Origin of the sequence: Actinopolymorpha sp. NPDC004070 (genome assembly GCF_040610475.1) — a bacterium.
Lineage (GTDB): Bacteria > Actinomycetota > Actinomycetes > Propionibacteriales > Actinopolymorphaceae > Actinopolymorpha.
Window position 1 is genome coordinate 184,269 of record NZ_JBEXMJ010000008.1, and the last position, 20,786, is coordinate 205,054.

A 20,786-nucleotide genomic window follows, 5' to 3' on the forward strand; every position below is an offset into this window, starting at 1 on the left:
CCCCTCTCGGCCGTTCCCAGCCCTCCGGGTATAACGCCGATAATGAACATTATGTCAATCTCTCGGATGGGCGTGCCCCGCTCCGCTTCCCCATCAACCCGTCCTCGCCGTCGAGCATGCCGGCGGCCACGATCTGCCCGTTGCGGCACCACACGCGAACCGTGTCGGCCAGCCCCTGCGCGCCGAACCTCCAAGCCCAGCCGTAGTCGCCCGAATGAAAGCGTGATCGACCTGCGCCGATCCAACTCGACACCACGGGCGGGACGCACCGGGTTTTCACGGGCCAACCCCCGGCTGACAACCCGGCCTTGACAGCCAGGGGCGCGACGTCCGTGCCGAGCCACCCCTCCCTGGACATCCACGTCGTGTAATACAGACCCCGGAGACCGCGGCCGGCTGGCCCCCACCTCTCCCCTGCGCCGGTGCGCAACGACGATCAGGCGTGGCGGGCTCCCCCGCCCGCAGGATGAGGCATACCGGCTACCACCCCTGAATCCGCCGAACCTCACGACGCGTTGTCGAATCCGCCGTGGGTCGTTCGTCGCAGAGGTGCGTCGTTTTCCACCAGAGGCGCCAGGACCACTGAGGTGAGGGAACCATTTTCAATCCACGGTTGACCCCGGACCTGATCGAGGCGGAGAAGGCCTACCGGCTGGAGCGAGCCAGGCGTTCGTTCCGATCCTCGGGCCGATTCGCACCCCGCCGGGCGCGCGTCGGCCGGCGTTCTCCCGAGGCGAGTGCGTGGAGGACCGTGAGTCCACGGCCGGATATCGTCGCTGCGGGACGGCTCACGACCGACACGCCCCGGGGTCGTACGAGAAGGTTCTGGAAAGTACTCCGGGACGCGGTGTCGGATCGGGGCCGAGGCGTTCGTAGCGAGAGTGAACGGCCGCTCGCGACGGGCGCCCTGAACCGCAGGAGATGATTCGGCATGCAGTACCTCGTTTCCGTGATCGACGACCGGACCGGCTCCGCCGCCTCCGACGAGATGGCGGCCATCGACGAGTTCAACGACGGGCTCCGCGCCGACGGTCACTGGGTCTTCGCCGGCGGCCTCGCCTCCCCCAGCGCCGCGACCGTCATCGACAACCGCGGCGAGGAGACGCTGTTCACCGACGGCCCCTTCCTGGAGTCCAAGGAGTACCTCGCCGGCTTCTGGATCATGGAGGCCGAGGACCTCGACGTGGCGCTCAGGCTCGCCGCTGCGGGATCTCGGGCATGCAACCGGAAGGTCGAGGTGCGGCCGTTCCTGTGAGTCCGGGAAGTGTGGTCGACGTACGGGAGGCGATCACCCGGGCCCACCGCGAGGAGTGGGCGCGGGTGGTGGCCTCCCTGACGAGGCGTTTCGGTGACCTCGACGTCGCCGAGGAGGCCGCGGCCGAGGCGTTCGCGACTGCCGTCGAACGCTGGCCCACCGACGGCGTTCCCCCCAATCCCGGCGCCTGGCTGACCACCACCGCCAACCGCAAGGCCATCGACCGGCTCCGGCGTGAGAACAAGCGCGACGAGAAGCAAAGGGAGGCCGCGATGTTGTCCGACGACGGCCGGCCGCTCGGTGCGATCGACGACGAACGGCTCCGGCTGGTCTTCACCTGCTGCCACCCGGCGCTGGCGATGGAGACCCGCGTGGCTCTGACGCTGCGCATGATCGGCGGGCTGACGGTGCCCGAGATCTCCCGGGCCTTCCTGGTGCAGGAGGCCGCCATGGGGCAGCGGATCACCCGTGCGAAGGCCAAGATCAAGGCGGCACGTATCCCCTACCGCGTGCCGTCCGCGGAAGACCTCCCGGCCCGGGTGTCCGGCGTACTCGCCGTGCTGTTCCTGGTGTTCAACGAGGGTTACCTGGCGACCGGTCCCGGCTCCGATCCCGTACGCCACGAACTCACCGCCGAGGCGATCCGGCTCACCCGGCTGGTCCATGCCCTCATGCCCGACGACGGTGAGGTGACCGGGCTGCTGGCGCTGATGCTGCTCACTGAGGCCCGCCGTCCAGCCCGCGTGTCGGCACGCGGTGAACTGGTCTCCCTCGGCGAACAGGACCGTGGATCGTGGAACACCGCGCTCATCGCCGAAGGCCACCGGCTGGTCCGCGAGCGCCTGGCCTCCGGGGTGGCACCGGGTCGCTACCAGATCCTCGCGGCGATCAACGCCGTGCACACCTACGCCGGGGACGCCCGCGACACCGACTGGTCCCAGGTCGTCGCTCTCTACGACCAGCTGGTACGTCTCGACCGCTCCCCCGTAGTCGCGCTCAACCGGGCGATCGCGGTCGCCGAACTCGACGGTCCGGAGGTGGCACTGGCTGCCGTGGACCGGCTCGAGGACAGGCTGGCCGGCTACCACGCCTACCACGCGACCCGCGCGGACCTGCTGCGCCGGCTGGGCCGGAGCGAGGACTCGCGTGCTGCGTACGACAAGGCGATCGGGCTGGCGGGCAACTCCGCCGAGATCGCCTACCTGACAAGGCGTCGCGACCAGCTGGGATAGCGCCCGGACCCTGAAAATCGAGCTGCGCCGGCCCAACTGGAAATGTGGATATCGGGCAAATGGGGGCCAGGATCGGTGGGCTCGGCCGGGACGAAACCCAACGACTCGTAGAAGACTCGTGCGCCACTGGCCACTGTGCCCGGATGGTCGGCTCCGAACGTCACCACCTCGATGGTTCCCGGCCCCTGAACGCACACCGGCAGGACTTCACCGTTGTCGGCCCGGCTCGGGTCGGGTACCCCGGGCCGGGCCGACTCCCCGCCGGTCAGCCGGCGGCGGCGGCGAACATCCCGGGTTCGTACGAGCCGCCCTGCTGGTGCACGATCACGGCCATCCGGTTGGCCGCGTTGATCAGGGCGACCAGGCAGACCAGCGCGGCGAGCTGCTCGTCGTCGTAGTGCTTGCGTACCTGTGCCCAGGTCTCGTCGGAGACGCCCTGGTAGGCGTCGGCGAGCCGGGTGCCTTCCTCGGCGAACGCCAGCGCGGCCTGTTCGGCCTCGCTGAACACCGTCGACTCCCTCCATGCCGCCACCAGGTTGAGCCGGACCGCGGTCTCGCCGGCGGCCGCCGCCTCCTTGGTGTGCATGTCGATGCACCAGCCGCAGCCGTTGATCTGGCTGGCCCGCAGCGACACCAGCTCCTGGGTGGACGTCGGCAGAGACGACTGCATGACCACCATGCCGGCGTTCGCGAACCGCTTGGCGAACTTCGCGCCGATTTCGCTCTCGAACAGGTTGAGCCGGGGTTCCATCGCTTCGTTCTCCCTCGCGTTAGTGGGGTTCTGCGTACTTGGACGACCACAAGACGCCGGCGGCCCGAGCCCTGTGACGTCGCCGCCGCGTGAGTACGCCACCGGACACGACGGTCACCGGGTGAGCCGCGTCCGGCGCCGCTACCAGGGCAACGGCCCGTCCTGGTTGAAGAAACCGCCGGTGGGCCCGTCCTCTCCGAGCGTGGTCAGGCGCACCACGACCGCGGCTGCCTGCGCGGGAGTGAGGTACCCCTGGTGGTTGTTGATGTCGGTGTCGACGTAGCCGGGGTCGGCGAGGTTGACGAGAATGCCGTCCTTGCGCAGCTCGTTGGCGTACTGCACTGTCAGCGCGTTCAGGGCGGTCTTCGACGGTGCGTAGGCGGCCGAGGCCGGCAACCCGGCCAGCGGGCCGTTCGGATCGCCGGCGATGGTCAGGGACGCGACACCGCTGCTGAGGTTGACGATGCGCGGCGCCGGCGAGTGCCGCAGCAACGGAAGCATCGCGTTGGTCACCGAGATCACCCCGAAGACGTTGGTCTCGAACACCGCGCGGACCATCTCCAGGTCGACGATGCTCGGGATCTGGTCGACGGCGTCCTCTGGCGAGACCTGCCCCGAGCCGCTGATGCCCGCGTTGTTGACCAGGACGTCGAGATGACCGAAGCGGTCCTCGATCCACTTCGCGGCCTCCCGGACGCCGGCTGCGTCGGTGACGTCCAGGGTCACCGCGTACGCGTCGCCGCCCGCCCGCCGCAACGCCGCGGCGGCCTCCTCCCCACGCTGCCGGTTCCTGGTGCCGATCAGAACCGTCATGCCCAGTGCGGCGAGTTGCTCGGCGGTCGCGCGGCCGATCCCTTTGTTCGCCCCGGTGACAAGTGCCACCTTCTGCTGGGTGCTGTGCTCGTTCATAACCGAGTGCCTGTCCTTCGAGAAGAGAATGTCTTCCCCAAGGCACCGCGACCGGCCTGTATGTGACAGGGGTTCCTCCGCCGATCCCGGTTCGCCGCGAGGGGCGGGGGATTGTGACGTACGCCACTCGCCATGGGTGTCACAGGAGGGCGGGAACCGGCATCGTGTGGGTGTGCGCCGCGGTCGACAGCGAAGAGGTGGAGGAACCGGCCATGAGTGAGCAAACGACGGACTCGTCGCAGCCGCCAGGGCATGACGACGACAGGCGGACTGCTCGCCTCACCGACGCCTTCGTCGCGCACCGGAACCTGCTCTTCACCATCGCCTACGAGATGCTCGGCTCGGCGGCCGACGCCGAGGACGTCCTGCAGGAGACCTGGCTGCGCTGGGTGGGCGTCGACCCCGACATCGTGCGGGAGCCGCGGGCGTACCTTGTCCGGATCGCCACCCGGCAGGCGCTGAACCACCTGCGTACTCTCGGCCGGCGCAAGGAGTCCTACGTCGGCTCCTGGCTGCCCGAGCCGCTGATGACCACCCCGGACGTCGCCGAGGACATCGAGCTGGCCGAGAGCGTGTCGACGGCGATGCTGCTGGTGCTGGAGACCCTCACGCCGACCGAGCGGGCGGTGTTCGTGCTGCGCGAGGTGTTCGACGTGGAGTACGACCAGATCGCCGAGGCCGTGGACAAGACTCCGGTCGCCGTCCGGCAGATCGCCCACCGGGCGCGGGCACACGTCGCCGCCCGCCGCCCCCGCGAGTCCGTGTCCGCCGCGCAGGCCCGCCGTGCGCTGGAGGCGTTCAAGCTCGCGGTCGAGACCGGCGACCTGCAGAGCCTGCTGGACCAGCTGGCACCGAACGTCGTCGCGATGGGCGACGGCGGCGGGATCAAGCAGGCCGTGCCGCGGCCGGTCGTCGGGGCGGACAAGGTGGCCCGGCTGTTCGTGGGCGGGATGCGCAAGTTCGGCGCCCGGATGTCGGCCGAGCTGGTGCAGATCAACGGCGGCCCGGCGCTGCTCACCCGGCTGGACGGCGAGATCGACGGCGTTCTTTCCGTACGTGTCGAGGACGGCCTGGTGACCGCGTTCTACTACGTGCGCAACCCGGAGAAGCTGTCGCGCATCCAGCAGGAGACCGCGATGAGCCGCTGAACGTGCTCGGTCCGCGCGAGGCCCGCGGCCCTACGAAAGTTGGTCGCGGGCCTCGCGGTCGCTTCTTTCGTCGTACGCCGAGCCGACTCCCAGCCCTGCCGGTCGCTGTGCCGTCTGCCGTGGAATGGCTGCCATGACACGCTCCACGACCCGCACAGAAGGGCCACACCCGATGTCCGAATCGCTGTCCTCGCGTGGGAACAGAACCGGCGCCGCCGGAACCGACACCGCACCGCGTACCTCGACCCGCCGGGCCACCAACGTCGGCTTGTGGGTGGTCCAGGCCGTCACCGCACTGGCGTTCGTCTTCGCCGCTCTGGGGAAGTTCGGCGGGGACCCGATGGTCGTGGCGACGTTCGACGAGATCGGGTTCGGCGACTGGTTCCGTTATCTCATCGCAGTCCTGGAGATCCTCGGTGCGGTTGCCCTCTTCGTGCCGCGGCTTGCGGGCCTGGCCGGGCTGGCGTTCGTGGGACTGATGGTCGGCGCGTTGATCGTGACCGTCGCGGTCGTCGGTGGCAGTGTCGTGATGCCGCTGGCGCTGCTCGTCCTGTCCGCGGTCATCGCGTGGGGACGGCGCCGGAGTACGACGAAGCTGTGGAACACGCTCGCCCGGCGCTGAGGTTCGGCTCGTCCGCGTACGCTCGGGCGGCGTGGACGTGACGGAACCTGCTCACCCGACACCTCAGGCGGCGAGCCTGGCGACCTGCCAGCGCTCACTGGGCGACCGGGACGTCGCCTACCCGCTCTGGCCGCCGCTGACCGCCGGGTGCCGGCGGACGAGCACCGAGCAGATCTCGTATCCGGTCGAGGTGGACTACGCCTACGAGCGGGTGCCGCGGGCCCTCTTCTCCCCCGATGCCACGCCGTCCGGGCCGCCCCGGTCCGCCGGTCTGGATCGGTGGGCACCGCTCCTGCCCCCGCTGGAGGCGCCCGGCCTCGGCGAGGGCGGCACACCGTTGCTGGAGCTCGAGCCCGGCGTGTGGGTGAAGGACGAGTCGCGCAATCCGACGTGGAGCCACAAGGACCGGTACAACCGGGTCGCGGTCAGTGCCGCGGCCCGGATCGGCGCACCGGGTGTGGTCGTCGCCTCCACCGGCAACCACGGCGCGTCGGCGGCGGCGTACGCGGCCCGGGCCGGGCTGCGGTGCGTGGTGTTCACCGGGGAGGACCTCCCGCCGGCCGTGGACGCGTTCCTGCATGCCTACGGCGCGGAGGTGCTGCCGGTGCCGGTGGCCGCTCGGTGGCCGCTGGTGCGCCGCGTGGTGGACGAGTTCGGCCTGCACCCGGTGAGCAACCTGACGTCGACACACACCGGGCACGCGTTCGGACCCGAGGGCTACAAGACGATCGCGTACGAGATCCACGCCGACCTCGGCGTACCGGCAGCGGTGTTCGTGCCCACCGGGTACGGCGAACTGCTGTTCGGGGTGTGGAAGGGGTTCGCCGAGTTGCGCCGGCTCGGGGTCACCGACCGCGTTCCGGTGATGTACGCGTGCGAGCCGGCGGCGGGCGGACCGCTGGCGAAGGCGTTGCGGGACGGCGTTCCGGCCGCCAATGTCGACGTGGGGCCGACGGACGCGTACGGGATCGCCTGTCCGGTCGGCGGTTACCGCGGTGTGGTGGCGGTGCGCGAGAGCGGCGGCGAGGCGATCCTGGTCGACAACGCGCGGTTGACAGCGGCGCGGGCCGAGCTGGCACGGGCCGGCCTGTGGGCCGAGCTGTCCGCCGCCGCGGGCCTGGCCGGGTTTCGGGCCGGCCGGGCCGGTGGGGACCTGCCGGACCCGGACGGGCCGGTGGTGTGCGTGTCCACCTCCAGCGGGTTCAAGGACCGCGCCGTCGGCGGTAAGTCGCGGACCGTCGAGCGGACTCACGAAGGGTCCCACGAACGGACCGTCGAGCGGGCCGGCGCGGAGTGGCCCGAGGTGTACCGTCGGCTGCGCCACGCCGGCATCGCCCACCGGGCGGCGCCTGGACAAGGGAGGCCGCGATGACGGAACTGACCCTGACCACCGTCAACCTCGCCACACCGGACCCGCCCGCCCTGGCCCGCTTCTACGAACGGCTGCTGGGCTGGAAGATCACCGCCGAGGAGCCGCACTGGGTCAAGCTGGACAACCCGGCCGGTGGCGTCGCGCTGTCGTTCGAGTACGACCGCGCCTACGTCCGCCCGGTGTGGCCGTCCACACCCACCGAGCAGCAGATGATGATGCACCTGGAGATCAGGGTCGACGACCTGGCGGGTGCGGCGGCGCATGCCGCCGAGTGCGGTGCGACCTTCGCCGAGCACCAGCCCCAGGACGACGTACGCGTGTGCCTGGACCCGGACGGGCATCCGTTCTGTCTGTGGCTCGGGGAGTGACCGGGGCTTCCCGTACGCCCCCGCGCGTGTACCCGGGTTGCGGCCGCGGACCGGCGAAGGGGAGGATGCGCCGGTGACGACCGAACGACCTGACCCGCCCTCGATCGCCGGCGAGCGGGAGATGCTCCGTGCCTTCCTCGACTTCCACCGCGGCACGATCGCGATGAAGTGCGACGGGCTGTCCGACGAGGACCTGCGCAGCCAGTCGATGCCACCGTCCACGCTGTCCCTGCTGGGGCTGGTGCGGCACATGGCCGAGGTGGAGCGGGCGTGGTTCCGCCGGGTGATCGACGGCGAGGACGTGCCGCTGGTCTGGTCCGACGAAGGCGACTTCCAGGTGGCCTACGACGCCACCGGCTCCACCAGGTCGGAGGCGTTCACGGCCTGGCAGGCCGAAGTCGAGCACTCCCGTCGCATCGAGGCGGCCGCCGAATCCCTCGACCTCGTGGTGCACGTCCCACGCTGGGGCGAGGACGTGTCGTTGCGCCTGGTGATGCTGCACATGATCCACGAGTACGCCCGGCACAGCGGCCACGCCGACCTCCTCCGCGAGGGAATCGACGGCACCGTCGGTGTCTGACCCCGCCGGTGTCCCTGCTACCGCGACGATCCCGGCGGCCGAGCACAGCTGGCAGCCGGTGGAAGCGCTGATCGAGGAGTACGCGCAGGCCTGGGAGCACGGTGGTGTTCCCGGTCCCGACGTTCTGCTGCACAACGACTTCCACGCCGGCAACTTCGTGCTCGACGCGCCGGTCGGCGTACTCACCGGTGTGTGGGACTTCTCCTGCGTGGCGCATGGCCGGGCGACCGCCGACCTGCGGTACTTCGCCGACGGCTCGCCGGACCTTCTGCACCGGCTCGCGGAGGCCTACCAGCGCCGGACGGGCCGCCCGGTGGACGTACGCGCCGCGGTCGTCGCGCTGCGGGCGGAGAACGTCTGCGACCAGGTGGAGCTGGGCCATCCCGAACGCATCGTCCGGCTGACCGAGGAGTGGACGTGAGCCGGGTTCTGGTCGTCGGCGGCTCCGGCTACCTGGGAGCCGAGCTCGTCCGCCGGTGGGTGGACGCGGGCCACGTGGTGTTCGCGACGTACGCCAGCCGGCCGGCCTCCTCCCCCGCCGTCGGGTGGCAGGCACTGGACATCCGCCGTCGTGACGACGTCTCGGCGCTGATCTCCCACGTGCGGCCGGACGTGGTGGTGAACGCCGCGTACGCGAAGACCGACTGGCGCACCAACGCCGACGGCGCGGCGCACGTGGCCGTGGCGTCGGTCCGGATCGGCGCGCGGCTGGTGCAGGTGTCCAGCGACGCGGTGTTCTCCGGAGCCGCGGACTCATATGCCGAGGACGCCATGCCCGACCCGCTGAACCCGTACGGCGCCGCGAAGGCGGCGGCGGAGACTGCGGTTGCCGCGATCGACCCCGGCGCCCTGGTGGTGCGGACCTCGCTGATCCTCGGCGACGGGACCTCAGGACACGAGACGTTCGTGCACGCCGTCGCGGCCGGTGCCCAGGAGGGCGTGTTGTTCACCGACGACGTGCGGTGCCCGGTGCACGTGGGCGACCTCGCGGCCGCCCTGCTCGAGCTCTCGGAATCCGGCCACGCCGGAGTGGCCCACGTCGCCGGTCCCGATGCGATCAGCCGTCACGAGCTGGGACGTCTGGTGGCCGCGCGCGACGGGCTGGACCCCTCGCGGCTGCCCACCGGTTTGCGGGCCGACCTGCCGGTGCCCGGGCCGCTCGACGTCCGGCTGGACTGCCGGCGTACCCAGGGTCTGCTTCGCACCCGGCTGCGTGGCGCCCGGGAGTTCCTCGCCGCCTCTCCCGCGTCACCCGAATCACCGAACACACCGAACACACCGAAGGCCGACTGACTGCTGCAGGAAGAGGTTGACGACGAACGTGGGAACGAGCATCGGTGCGGCCGACGTGGAGACCGTGGTGGCCGACGCGGCCGACACCCTTGCCCAGGCCGAGGGCCAGGACTGGCACGTGCCGGCCGGTGACCTGGAGTGGACCTGCTGGGAGACGATCGAGCACACCGCGGACGATCTGTTCGCCTACGCCGCTCAGCTCGGACCGCGCCGGCCCCCGCGCGACACGCACGTTCCGTTCGGGTGTGAGCGGCGGCGCCCGGGCGGACCGGCGAACACGATCTTCGCCGACCCGGAGGCAGGCAACGCCGGTCTGGTGCAGGTGCTGGAGGCCAGCGGTGCATTCCTGTCGGCGATGGTGAAGACCGTGCCGTCGACGGTGCGGGCCCACCACGTCTTCGGACTGGCCGACCCGGAGGGTTTCGCGGCGATGGGCATCCTCGAGGTGCTCGTGCACATGTACGACGTGACCGCCGGGCTCGGGCTTGGCTGGCAGCCCGACCCGGACCTGTGTGCCCGCATCCTGACCAGGTTGTTCCCCGACGTCGACCAGGGAGCCGACCCGTGGGCAGCGACACTGTGGGCGACGGGGCGGATTTCCCTGCCGGACAAGGCGAAACTCGACCGGTGGCGGTGGTACGCCGCGCCGGCGGAGAACACTCCCTGAGTGGAGGACCTGCCCAGGGTCTGTCCTAGCCCTGGAGAGGCCGCGGCCGGATCACGGCACCGAGAACCGCCACAGCCGCGGTGACCAGGAAGGCGCCGGGCAGCGTGACCGCATCGGACACGGCGCCGAGAACGGGTGCGCCGACCGCCTGACCGAAGGCGAGGAACAAGAACGCCGCACCGACGCCGACCACGGGCCTCCGGGGCAGGATCCGCGTACCCCAGATCAGCAGCAACCCGGTGAGCCCGATGTAGAGCGCGCCGAAGGCGGCACCGACCGCGACGGCGACGACAGCGCTGCCGGCGGCCAGCGCGAGTGCGGCCGTGGACGCGCCCAGCAGCAGCATCCCGCCGGTCCAGCAGCGCGCCGGCCCGATCCGGGTGGTGAGGTCACCGGCGAACGCGCCGAGGAGCCCCGCGGCACCCAGGGCGATCCACATGGTCACGCCGGTGAGAGCACTGTTGCCGGCCGCGGTGACGAGGTCGCGGCCGAACGTCCAGGTCACCGCGCTGGCCAGCCCCATCGAGAACGCGGCGGCGAGCAGGCGCCAGCCGCCCGGAGGGATGCGGGTCCCGGCGCGGAGTGCCCCACGTCCCTGCCCCTCCGGTGAGTCGCCGGCCGACGCCACCGGCCCGTCCTGCGCTGCCGGCCCTGCCGGCCTGTCTGTGTGGCGGACACGTCGCGGCACCGTGAACCACACGCACAGCGTGATCGCGAACGCGAGGGCGGAGAACGCCGCCCAGGCCCAGCGCCAGCTCCCGGCGAACAGCAACGCGACCGGTCCGGACACGAGCACCCCGAGACCGGTGCCCGCGTTGACCACTGCCTGCATCCGGGGTTCCAGTCTCGACGGCGCGGACCGGGCGACGGCCTCGGCCATCGGAGGCGAGGCGAGCCCGGTGCTCGACCCGGCGAGCACGACGCCGAGGGCGAGTACGACGGTCCCGGGTGCGGACGCGATGACCGCCGTACCGGCAGTGGCGCACGCTCCGGCTGCCACCGCGACGGGGCGCGCGCCCCACCGCGAGGTGGCGAGCGTGGCCACGACGATGGCCACGCAGTAGCCGGCGTAGCTGCCGGCCGCCACCGCGCCGGCGGTGGCGGCGCCGAGGTGGAACTCCGCCCGGAAGGCCGGCACGAACAGGCCGTAGGCGAACCGGGCCAACCCGTAGCAGACGGCGATCAGCGACATGCCGGCCGCCGCCAGTCCGACAGCGTCTCCGGTCCTCCCCGTGCCGGCCCGGCGCCGTTGGGGCTCTGCTGTCCTCGGCTCCGGCCCGGCCGTGGTCAGTGACTGGCGCATGCCGCTCCCTTTCGACTAAACCGATCGGTTTATCCGAGTGAGGCTAGCAGCTGGTTAGCCATACCGGTCGGTATACCCACGCGCGAAGGTGGATGACCTTTGTTGCTCGGCATGCCGGCGAGCGGGTGAATGTGCTGTGCCAGGGAGCAGATCTGAAGAGATTGCTCGCTGTGCGGGCCGGTGTGAACCGGGTCGCCGACGCACTTGCCGACGGCGCTCAGGTCCGCCAGGGATGCTGAACCTTCCACCGGCCAGCAGAACAACCGCCACGGCCCTCATCCCTACCGGTCGAGGAACTCGACGCTCATGGAGGCGTTCGGGATCGGCATGGTCAGGGCCTCGGCGGCCACCGCGTCCCGCACCGATGCGGGGATCGCGCGGTCCAGACCGATCTCCACCCGGCCTCCGCGCCGGCCCCACTGACCGGCGAGTTCACCGTCGACCAGCACGCCGTTGGGGTGGTACCAGTCGTACGACGTGGTCCTGCGGCGCGCGGACGGGCCTACGTACAGTCCTGCCCGGTCCGCGCCGAGCAGGCCCAGGTCCTCCGTCGGCAGCAGCCGCACCCCGCGTACCTCACCGGCGTGGCGTACCGACTGTTCGTCGCCGGCCAGGATCCAGGCCTGCTGCCCCTCGAAGTCGACCGGCAGCAGTTCGCCCGCCAGTTGCTCCCACACCTGCCGGGCACCTCGTGGATGCATCCCCGCCCACCACGCGAACGTCCGCGGCGTCGTCGGCCCGAACGCGTGCACGTGCCTGCGGGCGAGCTCGGCCCGGGCCGCGGCCGGGTCGACGTCGGGCGCCTCGACCTCCCGGACGGTGAGCGACGTGGTGTCCCACCGCACGGCGATCCGGCCACTGGCCGCGCCCACCCGCACCAGCTGGCCCTGGTCCCGCGAAAGCCCGGTGGCGCGGACCGGACCGCCCGCCAGCATCCGGCACACCTCCTCCGCGGCGTCGTCGACCTCCCGCCTGACGACCGGATCGTCGGGCAGCCGCCCGACGGTGAACACGCCGAAGTCCGCGGCCGGCAGGACGTGCACGGCCAGCCGCGGGCTGTAGGTCTGCAGCAGGCCGTCGGCCTCCCACGCATGGGGCTCGCAGGACTCGACCCGGGCGTGCAGGGCCACCAGCGCCGCTCGCGGGGCCGAGTCCTGCAGTCCGTGCCGCGCGGCCTCGACGTAGCTGCCGGCGGGCAGCCGGTCGACCAGCTGGTGTGCCCGCAGCCGGTGGGCGACCGCCCGGGCGCGGGTGATCCGGAGGACAGCCGTCACGAGTCGTGGTCCGTTCGCCTGCTCATGGCCCTGACCGTACGACCCGTGCAGGACAGCTCCGGTCCCCCACGTCCGTGCGCCGGGACGGAACCTGCCCAAGATCCGTGGGACCTCCGCCCGATGTCCGGGCGGTCGACCGGAGCCGGTGCCGGTGCCGTGCGACCTGACCTGGCCGGTGACGGCACAATGAGGACGATGAGCACCGACTCCACGTTCGGCACGCTGAAGGCCGTGCCCGCGCTCGACCGAACCGACCTGCTGGCCCCACCGGTCACCGCCGCCATCCGCGAGTGGGACCACCGCGGCATCGGCACCGGGGAGTTCCAGGTCGCCGAGATCGATCCCGAACTCGCCGACACGGCCGCTTTCTGTGCGGCGTACGACGTCGCGCTGGACGCCTCCGCCAACTGCGTGATCATCGCCGGGAAGCGCGGGGGTGAGACCCGCTACGCGGCCTGCATGGTCCTCGCCACCACCCGGGCGGACGTCAACGGCGTGGTACGGCGCCGGCTGGACGCCCGCAAGGCGTCGTTCGCGCCCATGGACGACGCGGTGGCCCGCACCGGCATGGAGTACGGCGGAATCACGGCGTTCGGCCTGCCCGCCGACTGGCCGGTGCTCGTGGACCGGCGGGTGGCCGAGTCGGCGGGCGTCATCGTGGGCAGCGGCCTGCGCCGGTCGAAGCTGCTGGTGCCCGGGCGGGCGCTCACCGACCTCCGCGGTGCGGAGGTGCTGGACGACCTCGGGTTGCCAACCTGAGCTTGCCCGACGCCGACGCCGACGTCTCGGCCGAGGAGCCGCGGGCCGACGACGGTCAGCTGGGGCTGGAACCTGAGCCGGAGCCGGACCGGTTGCCGAACCAGCCGTTCACCTTGTCGCGTACGCCGTCGACCGCGCCGCCCAGGTCGGCGAAGATCTTCGCCAGCGGGTCCTGCGACCGGGCGAAGGCCTCGCGGTAGGAGTCGGCCGCCCGCCGGGCCTCCTCGCTCATCTTGGCGTTGGCGTCGTCCTCGCGCCGGGGGTAGTTGCCGTCGAGGATGCGCCGGTAGTCGCCGTGGTCCACCCAGTGCCGCAGCTCGGCCGCGCGGACGGCGAGGAACGGGTGGCTGCGGGCCTCCAGCAGCAGCAGCTTCAGAACGCTGTCGCGCAGGTCGCCACTGGCGTCGTACTCCGCCGCCTGGGCGAGGAACGCGGTCGCGTCGACGTCTTCCAGGTGCCCGCCGGAGGCGAGCTTCATGTGGGTGCGCAGCGCGGCGGCCGGGTCCTGGCAGGCCAGCAGGCCCGCCCGGTCACCTGACAACTCCGCCTTGCGCGACCACTCCATCAGGGCCGCGATGATCGCCCGCAGCCCGAGGACGCCGAGCGGCACCCAGGCGATCGCGCCGCTGAGCCGGATCAGGAACACCAGCACCGACTGGTAGAGCGCATGCCCGCTCTGGGCGTGACCGAGCTCGTGACCGAGGACGAACCGCAGCTCCTCCTCGTCCAGCAGGTCGATCAACCCGCTGTTGACGACGATGAACGGTTTGTCCAGCCCGATGCACATGGCGTTGGGCATCGGCCCGGTCATGACGTACAGCTCCGGCAGCTCCCGCACGTCGAGCGTGGCGGCGGCCTCGGCGTACAACCGGTGCACCTTGGGGAACTGCCGGTCCCCCGCGCGCACCGCCGAGCCGAGGAAGATCAGCCGGAGCGCACGCTCGTTGATCAGCCCGGACAGCTTGCGGAGCACGACGTCGAAGCCCCTGAGCTGGCGGACCGCGACCAGGGCGCCGCGGTCGGCGGGGTGCTCCCATGCACGGGAGCTGACGCCGGTGAGCGTGAGCCGTGACCGGGCCGGCCGGTCCTCGATGTCCGTCATGACCGCTCCCCCATTCGCTGGACACTCGTCCCGAACGCTATCGGGTTCGGGTGCGTCCCGGAAGGCAACGAGGACGGCGGGTCGGGGGTCGGTCGGCCCAGTCGGCCCGGTCGTGCTGGGCTCGGCTCGAAGCTGCTCCGGCCGCACTACCGCCGGAGCAACATGATGATCGCGATCACGCCGACGGTGACGATCACGCCCCGCAGCAGCAGCGGGGACAGCCTGCGCCCCACCCGGGCGCCGACCAGGCCGCCGACGACCGAACCGACCGCGATCAGGACGGCGGGAATCCAGGCCACGTGCGCGACCATGATGAAGACGACGGCCGCGACGGCGTTGGCGAGGCCGGCGAGGACGTTCTTGGCGGCGTTCGCGCGCTGCAGCGCCTCGTCCAGCCCGATCCCGAGGATGGCCATCAGGATCACGCCCTGGGCGGCGCCGAAGTAGCCGCCGTAGACGCCGGTCAGGTAGACCAGCACCATCAGCAGCCAGCCGCCGTGGTGGCGGCGTACGGGCTCCTTACGGCGGTCGGCGAGCCGGCGCGACAGCCACGGCTGGAGGATCACCAGCGCGACCCCGAGGCCGACCAGGACCGGCACGATCATGTCGAACGCGCTCGACGGCAGCGTGAGCAGCAGGATCGCACCGGTGATGGCGCCGAGCACCGACATCGAACCCAGCCGGACCAGCCGGGTGCGTTGCCCGCGAAGCTCGGCGCGGTAGCCCCAGGCGGCCGCGGCCGACCCTGGGGCGAGCCCGATCGTGTTGGAGACGTTGGCGGTGACCGGTGGGATCCCGAACGCGATCAGGGTCGGGAACGTGATCAGCGTTCCCGACCCCACGATGGCGTTGATCGTGCCGGCCGCAGCCCCCGCGAGGAAGACGGCGAGGTATCCGAGTTCACTCACTCCGGCCGGGGCTCCTGCGCGGCCGGCTGCGCCGGTCCCGCCGAATCCCCGTTGGCCTCGGTCTCGTTCCGCCGCCCGCCCAGGCCGCCCTTGGCGGCGTCCTCGGCGGCGGCGATCGCCGCCTGCACCTCCGACTCCGCGTCCTGCAGGGCGGTGTCGGTGGCCTCCTCGGCCTGGGCGGCTTCCACCGCGTGGGGCTTGGGTGTGCGCCGGCGGGTGCGGTCGGCCGGCCGCGGGCTCGGCTCGCTGTCCTCGGTGAACTGGCCGACCATCGAGCCGATGCCCTCCAGCGCCTTGCCGATCTCGCTCGGGACGATCCACAGCTTGTTGGCGTCGCCCTGGGCGATCTTCGGCAGCATCTGGAGGTATTGGTAGGACAGTAGGCGCTGGTCGGGCTCACCGTCGTGGATCGCGTTGAAGACGGTCTCGATGGCCTGCGCCTCACCCTGTGCCCGCAGGATCTGCGACTCCCGCTGGGCCTGTGCCCGCAGGATCTGCGACTGCTTCTCACCTTCGGCGGTGAGGATCGCGCTCTGCTTCTCACCTTCGGCGGTGAGGATCGCCGACTGGCGCGTGCCCTCCGCGGTGAGAACCGCGGCCCGCTTGTCGCGGTCGGCGCGCATCTGCTTCTCCATCGAGTCCTGGATGGAGGGCGGCGGGTCGATGCCCTTCAGCTCCACGCGGTTGACCCGGACGCCCCACTTGCCGGTGGCCTCGTCAAGGACGCCGCGCAACTCGGTGTTGATCTGCTCGCGGCTGGTCAGGGTGCGCTCGAGGTCCATGCCACCGACGATGTTGCGCAGGGTGGTCATGGTGAGCTGCTCGATCGCCTGGATGTAGTTGGCGATCTCGTAGGTCGCGGCCACCGGGTCGGTCACCTGGAAGTAGATCACCGTGTCGATGGAGACGACGAGGTTGTCCTCGGTGATCACAGGCTGCGGCGGGAACGACACCACCTGCTCCCGCAGGTCGATGGTGTAGCGCACCTTGTCGACGAACGGCACGATGATCGACAGGCCGGGGCCCAGGGTTCGGGCGAACCGGCCCAGGCGCTCGACGATGCCGGCCCGCGCCTGCGGGACGATCCGGACCGACCTGGCCAGAACGGTGACGACGAGAATCGCTAATACGAGAACGAAGATCAAAGGTCCCACGGCTGCTCCGATTCATGGACGTACGCGGTGACGCCCTCGATCGAGAGAACGTCGACGGACTTGCCGGGTTCGATCCTCGAATGCTCGTCGTAGGGACGCGCAGTCCAGACCTCTCCCCCGATTCTGACTCTCCCACCATGGGGATTGACTTCTTCGACGACCACACCCGTCTTGCCCACCAGCGCGGATATACCCGTGCGGATCGTCGGAGCCTCCTTCAGGTGCCGGAGGGCGACCGGGCGTACCGCCGCGAGCATTCCCATCGCGACCACGATCGCGACCACGATCGAGATGACCGGTCCGCCGCCGACCAGGGCCGCGAGAGCCCCGGCAGCCGCTCCCGCGGCCACCATCAGGAACACCAGGTCGAGCGTGAGCAGCTCGACGGCGGCCAGCGCCACCGCGAGGATCGCCCAGGCCAACCACAGGTGTTCGCTGATCCAGGCGAGCAGATTGCCCATGTTCAAAACCTATGCGATCACGGCCTTCGTCTGCCCACCGGCAGGTCACAATCTGTGGACAACCCGCAGATCAGTCGATGCCCTTCAGCTCCACGTGGGTGACCCGGACGCCCCATTGCCGGTGGCGTCGTCCAGGACACCGCGCAGCGTGATGGTGATCTGCTCGCGGCTGGCCCGGGTGCGCTCGAGGTCCATACCGCCGACGATGTTGCGCAGGGTGGTCGTGGTCAGTTGCTCGATCGCATGGACGTAGTTGGCGATCTCGTAGGTCGCGGCCACCGGGTCGGTCACCTCGAGGTGGATCACCGTGCCGATGGAGACGACGAGGTCGTCCTTGGTGAGCGCCGGCTGCGGCGGGAACGACACCACCTGCTCCTGCAGGTCGACGGTGTGTCGCACCTTGTCGACGAACGGCACGATGATCGACACGCCGGGCTGGAGGGTGCGAGAGAACCGTCCCAGTCGCTCGACGATGCCGGCCCGTCCCGGCGGGACGATCCGGACCGAACCGGCGAGGGCGATGACAACGAGTATCGCCAACATCAGAAGGAAGCTCAGGGGTTCCACGGCTGCCCCGATTCATGGACCGCGCGATGACGCCCGCCATCGTGAGAACGTCTCCACCATGGAGACCGACGCCGCCCATGCTCAAAGCTAAATGATCACGGCCTACGTCTGCCCACCGGCAGGTCGCGATCTGTGGACAACCAGTGGTTCAGCGGTCCGCGCGCGCCGTCCAGCGATCATCAGAGCGGACCACCTTCAGCGGCAGGCCGAAGGTCTCCGACAGCGCCGGGGAGGTGAGTGTCTCCGCGATCGGGCCGGCCGCCACCACGCTGCCTCCCCGCAGAAGAAGGACGTGGGTGAAGCTCGGCGGGATCTCCTCGACGTGGTGGGTGACCAGCACCGTGGCCGGGGCGAAGTCGTCCGAGGCGATCTCGTCGAGGGTGCGCACGAGCGCCTCTCGCCCACCGAGGTCCAGACCCGCCGCGGGCTCGTCCATCAGGAGCAGCTCGGGGTCGGTCATCAGGGCCCGGGCGATCTGCACCCGCTTGCGTTCGCCTTCGGACAGCGTGCCGAACGTACGGTCGGCGTACTCACCCACACCGAGCCAGGCGAGCAACTGCCGGGCGCGTTCGTGGTCGACGTCGTCGTAGGCCTCCCGCCAGCGGCCGAGCACGGCGTAGGAGGCCGACACCACCACGTCGTCGACGCGTTCGTGCCGGGGAATCCGGTCGGCGATCGCCGCGCTGGTGAGGCCGATGCGGGGACGCAGCTCGAACACGTCGACCCGCCCCAGGGTCTCCCCGAGGATGGTCGCGGTGCCGCTGGTGGGGTGCATCCGGGCGGAGGCGATCTGCAGCAGGGTCGTCTTGCCGGCACCGTTGGGACCGAGCACCACCCAGCGGTCGGTGTCCTCGACGGACCAGGTCACCGCGTCGAGAAGCTTGGTGCCGTTACGGGTGATCGTGACGTCGGTGAGCTCGAGTACAGACCCCATGGGTGCACAACCTACGGCACGACGCCGCCGTGCTCGCGTGCGGATCAGCGCGTCACCGCCCGGCCGGCACCGGTCGGGCACCGGTCTGCGCCTGTCGGAGCGGGACCCTACGCTGGAGCCCATGTCGACCATGTCGATGGTGCCCCGCGCGGTCCGGCTGGCGACGTGGGCCAACTCCTGGTTGCTCGGCGCGACCAGCCTGGACGAGGCCGACGAGGCCGTCCGGGGCGACGACGCCGCCCACCACGTCATCGGCCTGCCGGGTCAGGACGAGCCGGTGCCGCTGCTGCTGTCGCTGGGCACCCTGCGCAACCTCGGCACCCGGGCCGTCTCCCCCGCCCTGCCGGTGCCCGGCGACCCGCTCGGGCTGGCCGGGCCGCCCGCGTTCACCGAGGCGGCGATCGAGGCGGGCGAGGCGGTCGTGTGCGAGGGCGCGGGCCTCGGCCTGGTGCCGCATGTGATCGGGGCCGGCGTCCAGTGGCGCGTGTACGCCGCGACGCCGGCGCCTCCGGAGGGATTCGGCGACGCCTCCTTGGAGCTCGCGCACACCCTGCAAGAGGTGATTGACACCCTCGCCGACCTCGACGTCGCCCGGTGGCGGCCGGAGATGGCCGAGGCGCTGACAGACCTGCGCGAGGTGGGCAGCCGTTCCCGCGACGGGCTGCCGCCCGGGTACGCCCCGCGCGCGGAGGCGCTGGCCACCCGGGCCCGGCGGTGCCTGCTGGTCTGCGAGCTCGCTTTGGTCGACGAGGGCGGCTCGGCGTCGGCGTACGAAGCCGACTCCCGGCGGCGGGCGCTGCGCCGGCTCGAGCACGCCGCGCGGCGTGCACTGGTCGCCGCGTGTGCCCGGCCCCGCCCCGCGGCCGGCCCGCCCGGTCCCTAGCCGGCTTGGAGGGACCCCCCTTGGTGGATGGTCCCTCCATGCCGGTTCAGGGTGTGCCACCGCCGAGCCGGTCGGTGAGGGCCTCGGCGTCGAACCACGTGTCGACACCGGCGTCGAGCACACGAGCTCGCACACTGGTGACCCGGGTGAACTGTCCGGGTATCCGACGCCAGGTGTCGCCACCGTCGGCGGAGGCGTACAGCTCCCCTGACGTCGTGCCGAAGTAGACCCCCACCGGGTCGAGGTCGTCGACCGCGACCGCGTCGCGGAGGACGGAAACGTACTGCGGTGTCGCCGGAAGTCCCTGCCGGCATTCGGTCCAGGTCGTCCCGGCATCGGTCGAGCGGTACAGCCCGAGCCGGCCGTCTGGCATGTAGCGTTCGGCCGGACCCGCCAGCGGCGCGACGTAGACAGCTCCGCGCCGGTCGACGGCGAGCGGGAAGCCGAACGTGCCGGGGAGTCTCCCGGGCACGGGCCGCCAGGAATGTCCACCGTCGGTCGACGTCGACACGGCGCCGCGGTGCTGGAGGTAGAGCGGGTGGGGCGGCGTCGGGTCGATCGCGAGCTTGTGCACGTGCCGGCCCACCTCCGGATGGGGATGTCCGGGCGGTGCGGGTGGCAGACCGGAGTTGCGTGGCTCCCAGGTGGCGCCGCCGTCCTCGGAGCCGAACACGCCGGCGCCGGCGACACCCACCCACATCCGGCGGGGGTCGGCGGGGTCCAGCACCACGCTGTGCAGACTGCCGGCGGTGGCGGGCACGTCCCAGAAGGGCCGCGTCGGGTGCGCCTCCAGGCTCTCCACGAGCGTCCAGGACTCACCTTCGTCGCCGGAGGTGAACAGCCCGGCGTCTGCGGTGCCGGCGTACAAGCGCGTGCCCGGCCCGCGCTCCGGGCCGCCGAACCGCCAGATCTCCCGGACGCTACGCCCACCTCCGTCCGGAAATCGCGGGCTCCCCTGCACCGGACGCCAGCCGGCGCCGAAGTCGTCGCTCACCCGCACGGTGGGTCCGTAGGCCTGGTGGTTGGTCGCGGCCAACAGCCGGCCGGTGGTGGGCAGCACCGTCAGGTCGTAGACCTGCCATCCGGGCAGGATCGGCCCCAGGCACCGCCACGACATCCGGCCGCGGTCGGCGCAGAACACGAAGGCACCCTTGGTGGTCCCCACCAGCAGCACGACCGTGCCCCCCTGGTCACGGACCGGGGCGGCGTCGGTGCTGGCCGGGGAACTGGACGGCACTCCTGCC

23 protein-coding genes are annotated in these 20,786 nt (G+C 71.3%); 12 read left to right on the top strand and 11 right to left on the bottom strand.

Annotation, left to right across the window (positions count from 1 at the left end; genetic code table 11):
- Positions 1–931 precede the first annotated feature (931 nt).
- Positions 932–1,255: a YciI family protein gene (locus ABZV93_RS16415; RefSeq protein WP_354936144.1), complete on the top strand. Its 324-nt coding sequence runs from the start codon at positions 932–934 to the stop codon at positions 1,253–1,255.
- A gap of 11 nt (positions 1,256–1,266) precedes the next feature.
- Positions 1,267–2,487: a DUF6596 domain-containing protein gene (locus tag ABZV93_RS16420; RefSeq protein ID WP_354936547.1), complete on the top strand. Its 1,221-nt coding sequence runs from the start codon at positions 1,267–1,269 to the stop codon at positions 2,485–2,487.
- A gap of 265 nt (positions 2,488–2,752) precedes the next feature.
- On the opposite strand, the gene ABZV93_RS16425 is transcribed toward ABZV93_RS16420, so the two are convergent.
- Positions 2,753–3,238, bottom strand: a complete 486-nt coding sequence (locus tag ABZV93_RS16425; RefSeq protein WP_354936146.1) for a carboxymuconolactone decarboxylase family protein — start codon at positions 3,236–3,238, stop codon at positions 2,753–2,755.
- A gap of 141 nt (positions 3,239–3,379) precedes the next feature.
- Positions 3,380–4,147, bottom strand: coding sequence for an SDR family NAD(P)-dependent oxidoreductase (locus ABZV93_RS16430; RefSeq protein WP_354936149.1), 768 nt, complete (start codon positions 4,145–4,147; stop codon positions 3,380–3,382).
- 212 nt (positions 4,148–4,359) lie between these two features.
- Between ABZV93_RS16430 and ABZV93_RS16435 the strand changes: the two genes are divergently transcribed.
- The 8 genes from ABZV93_RS16435 to ABZV93_RS16470 all read left to right on the top strand — a co-directional run bounded on the left by ABZV93_RS16435 (position 4,360) and on the right by ABZV93_RS16470 (position 10,197).
- Positions 4,360–5,295: an RNA polymerase sigma-70 factor gene (locus tag ABZV93_RS16435; RefSeq protein WP_354936152.1), complete on the top strand. Its 936-nt coding sequence runs from the start codon at positions 4,360–4,362 to the stop codon at positions 5,293–5,295.
- A gap of 172 nt (positions 5,296–5,467) precedes the next feature.
- A complete protein-coding gene (locus ABZV93_RS16440) occupies positions 5,468–5,917 on the top strand; it encodes a DoxX family protein (protein ID WP_354936155.1) in 450 nt (149 codons plus the stop codon).
- Positions 5,918–5,948: 31 nt separating this feature from the next.
- The gene (locus tag ABZV93_RS16445) at positions 5,949–7,289 is read left to right on the top strand and encodes a pyridoxal-phosphate dependent enzyme (protein ID WP_354936158.1); all 1,341 of its coding nucleotides are present in this window, start codon (positions 5,949–5,951) and stop codon (positions 7,287–7,289) included.
- Positions 7,286–7,657, top strand: coding sequence for a VOC family protein (locus ABZV93_RS16450; RefSeq protein WP_354936160.1), 372 nt, complete (start codon positions 7,286–7,288; stop codon positions 7,655–7,657). Before ABZV93_RS16445 ends, ABZV93_RS16450 begins: the two co-directional genes overlap by 4 nt.
- Before the next feature lie 73 nt (positions 7,658–7,730).
- A complete protein-coding gene (locus ABZV93_RS16455; RefSeq protein WP_354936162.1) occupies positions 7,731–8,237 on the top strand; it encodes a DinB family protein in 507 nt (168 codons plus the stop codon).
- Positions 8,230–8,658, top strand: a complete 429-nt coding sequence (locus ABZV93_RS16460; protein ID WP_354936164.1) for a phosphotransferase — start codon at positions 8,230–8,232, stop codon at positions 8,656–8,658. Before ABZV93_RS16455 ends, ABZV93_RS16460 begins: the two co-directional genes overlap by 8 nt.
- On the top strand, positions 8,655–9,530 hold the full coding sequence (locus ABZV93_RS16465; RefSeq protein WP_354936167.1) for a sugar nucleotide-binding protein: 876 nt from the start codon (positions 8,655–8,657) through the stop codon (positions 9,528–9,530). Before ABZV93_RS16460 ends, ABZV93_RS16465 begins: the two co-directional genes overlap by 4 nt.
- 28 nt (positions 9,531–9,558) lie before the next feature.
- Entirely contained in the window at positions 9,559–10,197 is a 639-nt protein-coding gene (locus ABZV93_RS16470; RefSeq protein WP_354936170.1) for a hypothetical protein, read from the top strand.
- A 25-nt stretch (positions 10,198–10,222) separates the two neighbouring features.
- Here the strand turns inward: ABZV93_RS16470 and ABZV93_RS16475 are convergent, their stop codons facing one another.
- On the bottom strand, positions 10,223–11,500 hold the full coding sequence (locus ABZV93_RS16475) for an MFS transporter (protein WP_354936173.1): 1,278 nt from the start codon (positions 11,498–11,500) through the stop codon (positions 10,223–10,225).
- 281 nt (positions 11,501–11,781) lie between these two features.
- On the bottom strand, positions 11,782–12,774 hold the full coding sequence (locus tag ABZV93_RS16480; protein WP_354936176.1) for a crosslink repair DNA glycosylase YcaQ family protein: 993 nt from the start codon (positions 12,772–12,774) through the stop codon (positions 11,782–11,784).
- 195 nt (positions 12,775–12,969) lie between these two features.
- Here ABZV93_RS16480 and ABZV93_RS16485 point away from each other — a divergent pair, with 195 nt between their 5' ends.
- Positions 12,970–13,533 (top strand): YbaK/EbsC family protein, encoded by a 564-nt coding sequence (locus ABZV93_RS16485; RefSeq protein WP_354936179.1) that lies wholly within the window; start codon positions 12,970–12,972, stop codon positions 13,531–13,533.
- Positions 13,534–13,588: 55 nt separating this feature from the next.
- Here ABZV93_RS16485 and ABZV93_RS16490 read toward each other — a convergent pair whose 3' ends face one another.
- From ABZV93_RS16490 to ABZV93_RS16515, 6 genes are all read right to left on the bottom strand, one after another.
- Complete coding sequence (locus ABZV93_RS16490) at positions 13,589–14,635, bottom strand: M48 family metallopeptidase (RefSeq protein WP_354936181.1); 1,047 nt, start codon at positions 14,633–14,635, stop codon at positions 13,589–13,591.
- Positions 14,636–14,781: 146 nt separating this feature from the next.
- Entirely contained in the window at positions 14,782–15,543 is a 762-nt protein-coding gene (locus tag ABZV93_RS16495; RefSeq protein WP_354936184.1) for a sulfite exporter TauE/SafE family protein, read from the bottom strand.
- Positions 15,540–16,697, bottom strand: coding sequence for an SPFH domain-containing protein (locus tag ABZV93_RS16500; RefSeq protein WP_354936187.1), 1,158 nt, complete (start codon positions 16,695–16,697; stop codon positions 15,540–15,542). Before ABZV93_RS16500 ends, ABZV93_RS16495 begins: the two co-directional genes overlap by 4 nt.
- Positions 16,685–17,158 (bottom strand): NfeD family protein, encoded by a 474-nt coding sequence (locus tag ABZV93_RS16505; RefSeq protein ID WP_354936190.1) that lies wholly within the window; start codon positions 17,156–17,158, stop codon positions 16,685–16,687. Before ABZV93_RS16505 ends, ABZV93_RS16500 begins: the two co-directional genes overlap by 13 nt.
- Positions 17,159–17,242: 84 nt before the next feature.
- Complete coding sequence (locus tag ABZV93_RS16510; RefSeq protein WP_354936193.1) at positions 17,243–17,701, bottom strand: SPFH domain-containing protein; 459 nt, start codon at positions 17,699–17,701, stop codon at positions 17,243–17,245.
- A gap of 172 nt (positions 17,702–17,873) precedes the next feature.
- Positions 17,874–18,659 (bottom strand): ABC transporter ATP-binding protein, encoded by a 786-nt coding sequence (locus ABZV93_RS16515; RefSeq protein WP_354936196.1) that lies wholly within the window; start codon positions 18,657–18,659, stop codon positions 17,874–17,876.
- A 121-nt stretch (positions 18,660–18,780) separates the two neighbouring features.
- Between ABZV93_RS16515 and ABZV93_RS16520 the strand changes: the two genes are divergently transcribed.
- Positions 18,781–19,542 carry a hypothetical protein gene (locus ABZV93_RS16520; protein ID WP_354936199.1) on the top strand — a complete coding sequence of 254 codons (762 nt, stop codon included), beginning with the start codon at positions 18,781–18,783 and terminating at the stop codon, positions 19,540–19,542.
- Between the two features lie 46 nt (positions 19,543–19,588).
- Here the strand turns inward: ABZV93_RS16520 and ABZV93_RS16525 are convergent, their stop codons facing one another.
- Positions 19,589–20,779 carry an exo-alpha-sialidase gene (locus ABZV93_RS16525; protein ID WP_354936202.1) on the bottom strand — a complete coding sequence of 397 codons (1,191 nt, stop codon included), beginning with the start codon at positions 20,777–20,779 and terminating at the stop codon, positions 19,589–19,591.
- Positions 20,780–20,786: the final 7 nt, after the last annotated feature.